Genomic DNA, 12,640 nt, shown 5'->3' on the forward strand with positions numbered 1-12,640 from the left:
CCACCCCACCCCACCCGCGCGCAGATCGAACTGCCGATGGTTCTGGATTGCCTGAGCGATCCGATCAGATTGGCGATCGTGTATCAGCTCGCGCAGCAGGAACGTGTCAGCGGCGAGCTGTGCTGTGGCGATTTCAACGGGCTCAGCGGCAAGTCGAATCTGGCCTATCACTTCGCCAAGCTGCGCGAATGCGGCCTGATGCAGACCCGCGTCGCCGGCACCAACCGCTTCGTGCGGCTGCGCCGCGAAGATCTGGACGCACGTTTTCCGGGCCTGCTCGATGCCGTCATCACCTCCGCGGCAAAGGATGCCGACCGGCTGCGACTTGTGTCGGAAGGCGAAGTGGTCGAGATGGAGTGAGGATTGGACGGCTTGCGTGGCCGCGCCACGCGTAGCCCCGTGAGGGGCGAAGCGTGGAGACCCGGCCTGGATTTGAACCAGGATAAAGAGCGATGCATCGCCCTCGCGTAACGCTTCCGCCACCGGGCCGCGGCGATCATTACCGATCGAGGTGCGACAAGCCACCTCAGGCAGACGTTATGCTTAACGGACCCAGGAAGCCTAACGAATCCAGGAAGTTTACCGAACCCAGGAAACTTACCGAACCAACGGCGGCCGCGCGACGAACGTCATGCGCCAGCTATTGTGGCCGATATTGCGGTGAGCGCGCTGGACCGCGAAGTCGGCTGCCTTGAGCCTGGCGGTGATCTCCGCCTCGCTGTAGCGCTGCAGCCCGATGCGCGTGCGCAGATGACGGTAATCCGACAGTGCGGTGCTGATCAGCCCGATCAGTGCATCTTTCAAAAAGCCGTGACGCAGGCCGAAGCTGAGCAGCGCCGTGACGTCCCTGAACATGCCGACATTGGGCTGGAGGATGTCGCCGAGCACCAGCTTCCCGGAGGGTTTCAGGATGCGGCGGAAATTGAGGAGCGCGCCGTCGAGCTCGTCCGGCGTCATGTATTGCGCGACCGAGTTCATCACGACGAGATCGATCGACTGCTCCTGCATGTTGTGGACGTCGTCGAGCGAGCGGACGCGGATTTTCGTGTTCGGGGCAAACCGGGCGATCAACCGGCCGCGCACGCCGGGCGCGGGCTCGGCGAGGATCAGCTTGCCGCAAGCCGCCGCGACCTGGCTCGCCGACAGCGCCTCGCCGCAGGCATAGTCGAGCACGGTCGCCTCGGGCGAGGAGATGTAGCCGATGATGTCCCCCGCGATGATCTGAAAGTGCAAGTCGCGATGCAGCTTGCTGACATAGATCGTATGCGTCGAGTCGTAATAATCGATCCAATCGTCCATGGTATCCGAGGTCCCCGGCCAAACGGTTCCGCTGAAGGAACCGGCGCTGCCCGCCTGCGTTAGGGGTGCGGCGGCGCGCCGTCAATGTCCGCGTCCTAACAGGAAGGTTTCTCGTGAGCAAAGCCCCACAAAAGGTCTCGCCCGACCTCGATACCCCCACCGATCTGTCGTCCCAGGCGGTCAACAAGGTTTCGGAGGCACTCAACGTGCTCCTGGCCGATGCGTTCGCGCTTTATCTCAAGACCAAGAATTTCCACTGGCACATCAGCGGCCGGCATTTCCGCGACTATCATCTGCTGCTTGACGAACAGTCCGACCAGATATTCGCCACCACCGACCAGCTCGCCGAGCGCGTCCGCAAGATCGGCGGCACCACGCTGAAGTCGATCGGGCAGATCGCCAAGCTCCAGACCATCAAGGACAACAACGAGGACTACGTCCCGCCGCGTGAGATGCTGCGCGAGCTGATGCAGGACAACAAGCATGTCGCCGCCGCAATGCGCAAGGCGCACGACGTGTGCGACGAGGCCGGCGACGTCGCCAGTGCCAGCATCCTCGAGAACTTCATCGACGAGACGGAGCGCCGCACCTGGTTTTTGTTCGAAGCCACAAGACAGGAAGGTGCGAACGAGGCGTAGGATAGGTCGTAGGGTGGATTAGCCGCAGGCGTAATCCACCACGTCTGCCTCCGCGGAAACAGAAGAGGTGGGTTACGCTTCGCTAACCCACCCTACATCACTTTGCTTGCAGCTACCGCCACAACCGCATCAACGCCCCGTCCTTCCCCGTCACCGGATCGGCCGGCGGCAGCGCGACGTTTGGAGTCGTCTTCAGCGCCTTGGCGTGGTTCTCCGGCGTTGCCCGGGTGACCTCCATCTTCGCGCCCGGCGGATAAGCGCCGATCACGCAGAAATCCTCGCTGGCCTTGATGCGTTGGTGACCTGTGCCGGCGGGCAGGATCGCGACGTCGCCGGCCTTGATCTCCAGCTCCTGGCCATGGTCGCCGCCGAAGCGCACGCGCGCGCTGCCACGCGCAACGCCGAGCACCTCGTGCACCGTCGCGTGATAATGCAGATAGTCGAAGACGCCATTGCGCCACGTGCCGCCCCAGCCGTTCGCTTCGAACAAGCGTTCGATCGTCTCTTCCGGCTGTCTGGAATCGAGCTTCACCGCGGCCTGGTAGACCAGGAAGGGGAGGATATTGTTCGGCACGAGCCCGTCATCCTCAAATACGATGGCGAGCGGCTCGGCATTGTCGCGGACGACGGACATGGCGGGCTCCTGCGTGAGCGTAGCAGGGATCAACGAAGGGAGCTAAGCGGCGTTCCTCGTGCGCTGTCATTCCAGGTTCGCGCTGCGCTTCGCCCCGGAACGACAAGAGCCCGGGAGAAAGCCCGGGCTCGATGTCGTCAAAGCAGTTGCAGGAGAGCGCGCGATTTACGCGCTCTTCTTCTGCCGCATCAGGTCCGCAAAACGCTGGAACAGATAGTGCGAGTCGCGCGGACCCGGCGAGGCCTCGGGGTGGTACTGCACCGAGAACACCGGCTTGCCGTCGAGCTGGATGCCGCAATTCGAGCCGTCGAACAGCGAGATGTGGGTCTGCGTCGCGCCGGTCGGAAGGGTGCTCTCGTCCACGGCAAAGCCGTGGTTCATCGAGGTGATCTCGACCTTGCCGGTGGTCTCGTCCTTGACGGGATGATTGGCGCCGTGATGGCCCTGGTGCATCTTCTTCGTCTTGGCGCCGACCGCGAGGCCGAGCATCTGATGGCCGAGACAAATTCCGAATGTCGGCGTGCCCGACTTGATCACGTCCTGGATCACGGGCACGGCATATTTGCCGGTCGCGGCCGGATCGCCGGGGCCGTTCGACAGGAACACGCCGTCCGGCTTCATCGCCAGGATGTCCTCGGACGACGTCGTTGCCGGCACCACCGTCACCTTGCAGCCGACGCCGGCGAGCAGGCGCAAAATGTTGCGCTTGATGCCGTAATCGATGGCGACGACGTTGAACTCAGGCTTGTCCTGACGGCCAAAGCCCTTGTCCCACAGCCACGGCGTCTCGTCCCAGGTGAAGCGCTGGCCGGAAGTGACCATCGGCACGAGGTCCATGCCCTCGAGCCCCGGCCATTCGCGCGCTTCTTCCTTCAGGCCGTGCAAATCGAACTCGCCGTCTTTGGCGTGCGCGATCACGGCGTTGGGCATGCCCTTGTTGCGGATCAGCGCGGTCAGCGCGCGGGTGTCGATGCCGGAGAGGCCGATGATGCCGCGGGCCTTCAGCCACTGGTCGAGATGCTTGGTGGCGCGGTAGTTCGAGGGATCGGTGATCGCGGTGCGCAGGATCACGCCGCGCGCGCCGGGCGTCGCGGCCATGTTCACCGTCTCGATGTCGTCGTCGTTGGTTCCGACATTGCCGATATGCGGGAACGTGAAGGTGATGAGCTGGCCGGCATAGGAGGGATCGGTGAGGATTTCCTCATAGCCGGTCATCGCGGTGTTGAAGCAGACCTCACCGACGGCTTGGCCTTCGGCGCCGAGGCCAAAGCCTTCCAGCACCGTGCCATCGGCAAGCACCAACAGCGCGGTCGGTTTGTGGTCCGGCCAAGCGTGATCGTTATCGTGTTGTGTCATGAGCCCGGTTCATAGTCCCCGCGGGCGCCGGCGTCAAAGCGGAGATGCGCCGATTCACATGCGTTTTTGCATATTTGACAGGTCGCCTTGGGCCCTTAAGCTCCGCGGCATAATTTCCGGCAAATTCCGGGGCTTGGGAGGCAATAATGGACCAGACGACGCCGATTCTGCTGGTTCCGGGATTAGCCTCCTCGGCCCGGATCTATGCGCCGGTCATCCCGGCGCTGTGGCGGTTCGGCCCGGTGATGGTCGCCAACCATATTCGCGACGACAACATGGCGGCGATTGCGCGGCGGGTGCTGAGCGAGGCGCCGCTGCGCTTCGCGCTCGCCGGCCATTCCATGGGTGGCTACATCGCGCTCGAGATCATGCGCCAGGCGCCCGAGCGGGTGGCAAAGCTGGCGCTGATCAACCCCAGGCCCGGCCCGACACGGCGGAGGCGACCGCGCGTCGCCGCGGTCTGATGGAGCGGGCCCGGCGCGGCGAGCTCCGTGCGGCCCGCGAGGAGATGTTTCCCGAACTGGTGCATCCCTCGCGCCGCGACGATGCCGGCATTCGCCAGCTCGTACACGAGCAGGGCGATGACGTCGGCGTCGAGGGCTATCTGCGACAGCAGACCGCGATCATCGCGCGGGTGGATTCACGGCCGACGCTTGCGACGATCAAATGCCCGACGCTGGTTCTGACGGGCGATGCGGACAATACGATTCCCAACGCATTCTCGAAGGAGATGGCGGAGGGCATTGCCGGCGCAAGGCTCGTTGTTTTGGAGAATTGCGGACATCTGCCGCAGCCGGAGCAGCTCGCGGCGACGGTGCGGGCGCTGGACGAATGGCTGGGAACCCCGGTTGTCTCAGGGCCGCGAACGGCCTAGATCAGGCCTCGGATATTCTAGGGGAGCACGACCATGCTGCGCGACGACATCAACAATGCGGTCAAGGAGGCCATGAAGGCCAAGGAAGAGCGCAAGCTGTCCACTCTGCGCATGGTCAACTCGACCATCAAGAACGCCGACATCGAGGCGCGCGGCAGTGGCAAGCCGCCGCTCACGGACGCGGATCTGCTAGGCGTGTTTCAGAAGATGATCAAGCAGCGCCAGGAGTCGGTGGAGCTCTACGAGAAGGGCGGCCGTGCCGAGCTCGCCGCGCAGGAGCGCGAGGAGATCGCGGTGATCTCTGCGTATCTGCCGAAGCAGATGTCGGACGACGACGTCAAGAAGGCGATCTCGGACGCGATCGCCGAGACCGGCGCCGCCGGCATGAAGGACATGGGCAAGGTGATCGCCGTGCTGAAGACGAAGTACGCCGGCCAGATGGATTTCGGCAAGGCTTCCGGTTTGGTGAAGGCTGCTCTGACGGGCTAGACGGCCGCGCCGAAAGATTTGCCAAGAGCTGACAGACTATCATCCCGTCATGCCCGGCCTTGTGCCGGGCATCCACGTTCTTCAGAATGAAGAGAAAGAACGTGGATGACCGGGACGAGCCCGGCCATGACGAGAACCTCCGATGAGCAGGGCCTCTCCGATGACCGCCATCAAACCGTTTCGCATTGCCATCAGCGACGACGTCCTCACCGACCTCAAGTCGCGCCTTGCTCGCACGCGCTGGCCGGAGGCGGAGCTCGTCTCCGACTGGAGCCAGGGTGCGCCGCTGGCATGGATCCAGGAGATATGCACCTACTGGGCTGAGGGCTACGACTGGCGCGCGCGCGAAGCAAAACTCAATCGCTTCGAGCAGTTCACCACCGAGATCGACGGGCTCGACATTCACTTCCTGCATGCGCGCTCGCAGGAGCCGTCGGCGCTGCCGCTGATCATCACCCATGGCTGGCCCGGCTCGATCGTCGAATTCCAGAAGGTGATCGCGCCGCTGGTCGATCCTGCCGCGCACGGCGGCGATCCTGCCGATGCCTTCCACGTCGTCTGTCCGTCGCTGCCGGGTTTTGGGTTCTCCGGCAAGCCGAACACCACCGGCTGGGGCGTCGATCGTATCGCCGCGACCTGGGCCAGGCTGATGGACCGACTCGGTTATATCAGGTATGGCGCGCAGGGCGGCGACTGGGGCTCGGCGGTAACGACCTCGCTCGGCATGGAGGACAGCGAGCATTGCGCCGGCATCCACATTACGCTCGCCTTCAACGCAGCACCGAAGGTCGAGGGCGAACCGACGCCGGAAGAGAAGCGCGCGCTCGCCGGCCTCAAGCATTACGTCGACCTCGATTCCGGCTATTCGAAGCAGCAATCGACGCGGCCGCAGACACTCGGCTACGGCTTGACGGATTCACCGAGCGGGCAGGCGGCCTGGATTCTGGAAAAATTCTGGGCGTGGACCGATTGCAACGGTCATCCCGAAAACATCTTCACCAAGGACGAGCTGCTCGACAACGTCATGCTCTACTGGGCGACGGAGACGGCGACCTCGTCCGCGCGGCTCTATTGGGAAAGCTTTGGCAAGCGCCGGACCACGCCGGTCGTCAAGGTGCCGACGGGCGTCGCGGTCTTCCCCAAGGAGATCATCACGCCGGTGCGGCGCTGGATGGAGCCGAACTTCCACAACATCACGCATTGGAGCGAGATGGAGAAGGGCGGGCATTTCGCCGCATTCGAGCAGCCGGAGCTGTTCGTGCGCGATGTCCGCAAGTTCTTCGCGACGGTGCGCTGAAACGCAATCTGCGTCATGCCCGGGCTTGTCCCGGGCATCCACGCCCTTAAACTGAGGCCAAACAAGAACGTGGATGGCCGGGACAAGCCCGGCCATGACGACGCCGCCGGGAAACGACCATGCTCACCGAAGCCAGCACCTACGACGAACTCTATGGCAATTTCCGCTGGGAGATCCCGGCGCGCTTCAACATGGCGGAGGCCTGCTGTGATCGCCATGCTGACGGCACTGGCCGGTTGGCGCTGGTCTATGTCGACGAGAACGGCGCCATCACGCGCACATCCTTCGACGAGGTCGCGGAGATGTCGCGCCGCTTCGCCAATGTGCTGAAGGCGGATGGTCTTGCCCGCGGCGACCGCGTCGCGGTGTTCCTGTCGCAGTCGCTGGAGCTGCCGATCGCACACATGGCGGCGTTCCGTTCGGCGATGATCTCCATTCCGCTGTTCGCATTGTTCGGCGAAGACGCGCTGGAATTCCGTCTGTCGAACTCGCAGGCCAGGGCGATCGTCACCGACGAGGGTGGCTGGGAGAAGCTTTCGAAGATTCGCGACCGTCTGCCGGAGCTGAAGAATGTCTACATCGTTGGCGAACGAACGCCGGCGGGCACGACTTCGTTCTGGAATTCGGTCAAGGCTGCATCGCCCGACTTCACGCTGGTGGACACGTCTGCGGACGATCCCGCGCTGATCATCTACACCTCGGGCACGACAGGCAATCCGAAGGGCGCACTGCATGCGCATCGCGTCGTGCTCGGTCATCTTCCCAATGTCGAGATGTGCCACAACTTCCTGCCGCGCCCCGGCGATCTGATGTGGACGCCGGCGGACTGGGCCTGGATCGGCGGCCTCATCAACGGCCTGTTCGCGTTCTGGTATCACGGCATCCCCCTGGTAGGTCACCGCGCGCGAAAGTTCGAGCCGCAGGCGGCGATGCAGATGATGGCCGATCTCGGCGTGCGCAATGTCTTCCTGCCGCCGACCGCGCTGAAGCTGATGCGACAGGCCGGGGTGACGCATCCGGGCGTCAGGCTGCGCAGCATCTTTACCGGCGGCGAGTCCCTCGGCGGCGAGATGCTCGGCTGGGTGCGCGAGACTTTCGGCATCGACGCGCATGAGGTGTTTGGCCAGACCGAATGCAATCTCGTGATCGGCAGCAACGCGAATCTGTTTCCGATCCGCCCCGGTTCGATGGGCAAGGCGACGCCGGGTTTCGACGTCCGCATCGTCAACGACAGAGGCGAGGAGCAGCCGCGTGGCCAGCGCGGCATCATCGGCGTGCGCCAGCCCTGTCCTTGCACGATGCTCGAATATTGGCGCAATCCGGACGCCACGGCGAAGAAATATGCCGGCGAGTTCCTGCTCACCGGCGATCTCGGCGTGCAGGACGAGGACGGCTACTTCTGGTACGTCAGCCGCGAGGACGACGTCATCACCACCGCCGGCTATCGCGTCGGCCCGTCCGAGATCGAGCACACGCTGATGAAGCATCCGGCGGTCGCGATGGCGGCAGTGGTCGGCATTCCCGATCCGATCCGCACCGAATCGATCAAGGCCTGGATCGTGCTGCGCCCGGGCTTCGCCGCCGGCGACGCACTCGCGCGCGAGATCCAGGAATTCGTCAAGGTGCAACTCGCCGCCCACGAATATCCAAGATTCGTGGAGTTCGCGGAGACACTGCCGATGACCGCCACCGGAAAGGTGCTGCGGCGCGAGCTGCGGACGAGGGGTTAGCTTCCTGTAATGGCAAAGACGTCTCAAGCCGCGGGGCTTCACCCCGCCTCACTTGCGAAGCTGCACGATCTCGATGCGGCGCTGGAGCTCATGTATTACGGCTGGCGCGGGATGACACTCGAAGCCGATGCGTATCTCGCCAAGCAGGGACTGTCGCGCCCGCACCATCGCATTCTCTACGTAGTGGCGCGCCGGCCCGATATCGCGATCGGCTCGCTGATCGAGATCCTCGGCATTTCCAAGCAGGCCCTGAACCGGCCGCTCAATTTGTTGCTGGAGCGCAAGCTCCTGACCTCGAAACGCTCGCCCGAGCAGCATCGCTCGAAGCTGCTGCGCCTGACCGCCGCGGGGCAGCGCATCGAGCAGCGTGCATCGGACCACGAGCGCAAGGTGCTGCGCGAGGCGTTCGATCGCGTCGGAGCGACAGGTGCGGCTGCGTGGATGGGCGTCATGGAGGCGATCGCCGACACCAACTGACAATTCCTGAAGTCAACATGGTTGACATGAGGAGCGGGCTTTGCCACTTTCCTGGCCAACGAGCCGAGGGAGGGCTCCGCCATGCGTCTTTCGGATATCGTCCTGCTCCTCAACGCGCTCTGGTTCGGCGGCGCCTTCATCCAGTTCAGCATTGCGCAAGCCAACACGCTGAAGATTCTGGTGCCGCGGGAAGAGCGCGCCAATCCGATCGCGCCGACATTGTCGGCCAGCGTGGCATTCCTCGGCGGCATCAATCTGCCGATCGGCCTTCTGTCGCTCTATCTTCTGGCAGCCCGTCCGGTTTTCTTCCAGCCGGTCGAAGCGCAGCTGGCGCTGTTCCTGTTCTTTGCCGCCTGCCATTTCAGCCAGTTCGCCTACAACCTTCCGGTCCTGCTGCGCGGAGGACGCGTCGGGGTGGCTTACTGGCCCGTGTTGAAGGGCCCGATGCTCAGGATCTTCGTCATCGACGCGGTCTTGTTCGTGGCCAATCTGGGTGCGGCGCTTCTCCTCGCGTCGCGCTCCTGACTACCGCGACGGCTTCGACAGCGCGGATCGCAGCATCGCGGCGAGGTCTCGCCGCCGGAACGGCTTGGTCAGGATGCGGGCATCGCCGATCCCGTCGGGCGCCTTGACCGGATTTTGGCTGTAGCCGGAAGTGAAGAGCACCTTGAGCCCGGGCCGCAGCTGGATCGCTTGCCTGGCTAGCTCCGGCCCGAACATGCCGCCGGGCATCACGACGTCGGTGAACAGCAGGTCGATGTCCCCGGGCTGGCGCAACAAGTCGAGCGCCTCCGGGCCGCTCGCCGCCGTGATGACGCGGTAGCCGAGGGTCTTCAGCTCGCTTTCGACATAGGTCCGAACCATGTCGTTATCTTCGACGACGAGAATGGTCTCGTTTCCTTCGCGCGTGACGATCCCTTCGGCGGGTGAGAGATCCTCGTTCAGCGGCGTGGCCAGGCGGGGGAAGTACAGCCTGACGGTGCTGCCTTGTCTCGGCGCGGACTGCATCTGCACCAATCCGCCGGACTGCCGCGCAAACCCGTAGACCATGCTCAGGCCGAGCCCGGTTCCCTTGCCTACCTCCTTGGTGGTGAAGAACGGCTCGAACGCCCGGCTCGCCACCTCGGCGGTCATGCCGCTGCCGGTGTCGGTCACGGCCACCATGACATAGTCGCCCGGTCGCGGCTCGCCGTTGACGTCAAGGTCGGACTCACCGAGCGAAGCGTTGCGCGCCTCGATGGTCAGCCTGCCGCCCAACGGCATGACATCGCGCGCGTTGAGCACGAGATTGAGCAGCGCCGTCGTCAGCTGGCCGGGATCGACGCTGGTCAACCCCACATCCGGTTCGAGCACGAAGGCGCATTCGATGTGCTCGCCCAGCGGCCGGCGCAACAACGCCTCCATCTCCTGAATATTCTCGCTGATGTCGATGTCCCGCGGCCTCAGGGGCTGCTTGCGCGCGAAGGCGAGCAGGCTCCGCGTCAGGTCGGAGCCGCGCTCGGCTGCCGTCGCGATGTCGCCGGCGATCCGGTGCAACTCCGTGTTCCCCGCCAGCCTGTCGGCAAGGTGCTCCGAATTGCCGAGAATGACGGTAAGGAGGTTGTTGAAGTCATGTGCCACGCCGCCGGTGAGCTGGCCCATGGCCTCCATCTTCTGGGATTGGCTGAGCTTCTGGTTGAGGTCCGCGATGGCCGCGCGTTGCTGCTCGAGCGACTCGGCCGTGCCATTGAGCAGGGTCATCAATCCGCCCAGCTCGCCGCGCGGATGGGGAGGGGGAATTCGCGCGCTGAGATCGCCGAGCCCGAGCCTCTTCGCCATGTTGGCGAGCCGCCCGACCTGGCGCCCGACGCTCACGGTTGCGAGGATCCATACGCCGGCCAGCAGCAGCAGCAAGGCCACCGCGAGGATCGCCATGTCCTCGTAGAGCCGGCGATTCGCCGCCGCGACCAATCCGTCCTTGGAGCGTCCGACCAGGATATAGAGGCCGGCATCACGGATCGAAGGCGAGTGGGCGACGGCCCAGACCTGCGTGCGGCCGTCGCGATCGGTCACTTCTTGATATGCATCTTGATCGGGAGCCGTCGCGAAGCGGAGCAGGTCGGATCCCGCAATCGACGCGCCCAGGGGCGCGGTCCAGCCGGCTGTCGAGGGGGCGACGAGAACGGTGCCCTTGGCGTCGATGAGCAGGATATCCTTCTCGGCGAGCAGCCGCTTGTGGTGAAACTCGGCGAATTTGCGCAGGTTGAATGAGGCGAGCAGCACCAGCTTCAGTGCGCCCGCCTCCGATCGCACCGGATATGCGATCTGGAGCACCGATATTCCGGTCAGCCGGCCGAATACCGGCTCAACCACGACGCTGCGCGAGACCAGGGCCTGCTTGAAATAGGCGCGATCCCTCAGGTCGAGGGTGCGGTTGGTCCGCAGCGAGTCGCAGAACAGGCTGCCGTCCGGATCGATGGTCAGGATTCCCGTGAACTGAGGGTATTCCTCGCGCACATCCGACAGAAACGCCGAGCACGCCGCCTTGTCGCGCGTGTCGAGGTCGCGCGCGCGGGCCAGACCGTAGTGAAGCTGCGCAGTGCCCTGAATCTTCTCGCCCAGATCGCTGGCAATGTCGTCGGCCGAAGCCGCCAGATTGGCCAAGGCGGCGTTGATTTCACTGCTCCGGTTCTGCACGAAACGCAGCCCGACGAGGCTCGCCGGCACCAGCATGGCCGCGATGACGAGTATCAGTAGCCGGGTACGCAAGCTCATCGGTGGGACGGTCCATTCGGGTCATCGCGCGCTCGTTCAAGGACCCAATTTGCGGCACCACCCTCGGCTCAGTCCATAGGCATCGGGCCGAAAAAGTCTCCGACGGGGAAAGATTTCGAGCCGCGTGCAGCAGGGATGAGCTTCCCGAACGAAGCGACGCTGACGGCGCGGTGGTTTCCCCGGGTCTGCGCCGGCGGCTTCGGGATACCGTCGTCCGGCCATCAACTCGCGCGTGCGTGCCGGCTGCGGGGACGCTAAGATCGATGTCAATCCGCGTGCGACGGAGATCGCGCCGGCCAACGAGGAGGAAGCTGATGTCCATTTCGGGCAAGGTCGATCCGGTGGTGCGTCCCGTCGCGGCGACCGACATCGCCGAGGCGCTGGGCGAGGGCCTGCGTGATTTCCAGGCGCTGCCGCTGTACGGCCTCTGCTTCGGTGCGCTCTACGCCGCCGGCGGAATCGCCATCATGCTGTGCTTCACCGCGTTCGGCATGGTCTATCTGGTCTATCCGTTGGCCGCCGGCTTCGCGCTGCTCGGGCCATTCGTGGCGATCGGGCTGTATGAAGTCAGCCGCCGTCGCGAGCGCGGCGAGGCCATCTCGCTCGGCGCGATCTGGTCGGCCGTGCGCGCGCGCAGCGAGATCGGCTGGATGGCCTTCGTCACGCTGTTCGTGTTCGTGGTCTGGATGTATCAGGTGCGGCTTCTGATCGCGCTGCTGCTTGGCCTGCATGCCTCGTTCTCGAGCCTACAGGAGTTCATGACGGTGGTGCTGACTACGAACGAGGGCTTGCTGTTCCTCGGCATCGGCAACGCGGTCGGCGCGCTGCTGTCGCTGATCTTGTTTTCCCTGACCGTGGTGTCGTTTCCGCTGCTGCTCGACCGCGAGGTCGATTTCGTCACGGCGATGGTGACGAGCGTGCGCGCGGTCGTCGCCAGCCCGCTGCCGATGATTGGCTGGGCCGCGGTGATCGTGATGGTCCTGATCGTGTCGGCGCTGCCGTATTTTCTGGGGCTGGTGGTGACGCTGCCCGTGCTCGGGCACGCGACCTGGCATCTTTATCGGCGGATCGTGGTGCCGGTGGCGTAACAGC

The 12,640-nt window shown here is 64.4% G+C and carries 12 protein-coding genes and 1 pseudogene; 9 read left to right on the top strand and 4 right to left on the bottom strand.

Annotated features, from left to right (window positions below; translation table 11 throughout):
• On the top strand, positions 1–360 hold a 360-nt coding region (locus GWG67_RS32280; RefSeq protein WP_275173561.1), incomplete at its 5' end, for a helix-turn-helix transcriptional regulator.
• Positions 361–597: 237 nt separating this feature from the next.
• Here the strand turns inward: GWG67_RS32280 and GWG67_RS32285 are convergent.
• A complete protein-coding gene (locus GWG67_RS32285) occupies positions 598–1,299 on the bottom strand; it encodes a class I SAM-dependent methyltransferase (RefSeq protein ID WP_275173562.1) in 702 nt (233 codons plus the stop codon).
• Positions 1,300–1,412: 113 nt separating this feature from the next.
• Between GWG67_RS32285 and GWG67_RS32290 the strand changes: the two genes are divergently transcribed.
• Positions 1,413–1,937 (top strand): Dps family protein, encoded by a 525-nt coding sequence (locus tag GWG67_RS32290; protein ID WP_275173563.1) that lies wholly within the window; start codon positions 1,413–1,415, stop codon positions 1,935–1,937.
• 112 nt (positions 1,938–2,049) lie between these two features.
• Here the strand turns inward: GWG67_RS32290 and GWG67_RS32295 are convergent, their stop codons facing one another.
• Positions 2,050–2,571 carry a hypothetical protein gene (locus tag GWG67_RS32295; protein ID WP_275173564.1) on the bottom strand — a complete coding sequence of 174 codons (522 nt, stop codon included), beginning with the start codon at positions 2,569–2,571 and terminating at the stop codon, positions 2,050–2,052.
• A 165-nt stretch (positions 2,572–2,736) separates the two neighbouring features.
• Complete coding sequence (gene carA, locus GWG67_RS32300) at positions 2,737–3,927, bottom strand: glutamine-hydrolyzing carbamoyl-phosphate synthase small subunit (protein WP_275173565.1); 1,191 nt, start codon at positions 3,925–3,927, stop codon at positions 2,737–2,739.
• Positions 3,928–4,073: 146 nt separating this feature from the next.
• On the opposite strand from carA, the pseudogene GWG67_RS32305 reads away from it, so the two are divergent.
• From GWG67_RS32305 to GWG67_RS32330, 6 genes and pseudogenes are all read left to right on the top strand, one after another.
• Positions 4,074–4,801: pseudogene (locus GWG67_RS32305) on the top strand (alpha/beta fold hydrolase).
• A 33-nt stretch (positions 4,802–4,834) separates the two neighbouring features.
• Positions 4,835–5,290 (top strand): GatB/YqeY domain-containing protein, encoded by a 456-nt coding sequence (locus GWG67_RS32310; RefSeq protein ID WP_275173566.1) that lies wholly within the window; start codon positions 4,835–4,837, stop codon positions 5,288–5,290.
• A 160-nt stretch (positions 5,291–5,450) separates the two neighbouring features.
• Positions 5,451–6,587 (top strand): epoxide hydrolase family protein, encoded by a 1,137-nt coding sequence (locus tag GWG67_RS32315; RefSeq protein ID WP_275173661.1) that lies wholly within the window; start codon positions 5,451–5,453, stop codon positions 6,585–6,587.
• Positions 6,588–6,706: 119 nt separating this feature from the next.
• A complete protein-coding gene (locus GWG67_RS32320; RefSeq protein WP_275173567.1) occupies positions 6,707–8,317 on the top strand; it encodes an acyl-CoA synthetase in 1,611 nt (536 codons plus the stop codon).
• 9 nt (positions 8,318–8,326) lie between these two features.
• Positions 8,327–8,794 (top strand): MarR family winged helix-turn-helix transcriptional regulator, encoded by a 468-nt coding sequence (locus GWG67_RS32325; RefSeq protein WP_275173568.1) that lies wholly within the window; start codon positions 8,327–8,329, stop codon positions 8,792–8,794.
• Positions 8,795–8,875: 81 nt separating this feature from the next.
• The gene (locus tag GWG67_RS32330; RefSeq protein ID WP_275173569.1) at positions 8,876–9,319 is read left to right on the top strand and encodes a hypothetical protein; all 444 of its coding nucleotides are present in this window, start codon (positions 8,876–8,878) and stop codon (positions 9,317–9,319) included.
• Here GWG67_RS32330 and GWG67_RS32335 read toward each other — a convergent pair whose 3' ends face one another.
• Complete coding sequence (locus GWG67_RS32335) at positions 9,320–11,548, bottom strand: ATP-binding protein (RefSeq protein ID WP_275173570.1); 2,229 nt, start codon at positions 11,546–11,548, stop codon at positions 9,320–9,322.
• Between the two features lie 314 nt (positions 11,549–11,862).
• Between GWG67_RS32335 and GWG67_RS32340 the strand changes: the two genes are divergently transcribed.
• Positions 11,863–12,636, top strand: a complete 774-nt coding sequence (locus GWG67_RS32340) for a DUF2189 domain-containing protein (RefSeq protein ID WP_275173571.1) — start codon at positions 11,863–11,865, stop codon at positions 12,634–12,636.
• Positions 12,637–12,640: the final 4 nt, after the last annotated feature.

The organism is Bradyrhizobium sp. CSS354 (assembly GCF_029051725.1).
Taxonomy (GTDB): Bacteria; Pseudomonadota; Alphaproteobacteria; order Rhizobiales; family Xanthobacteraceae; genus Bradyrhizobium.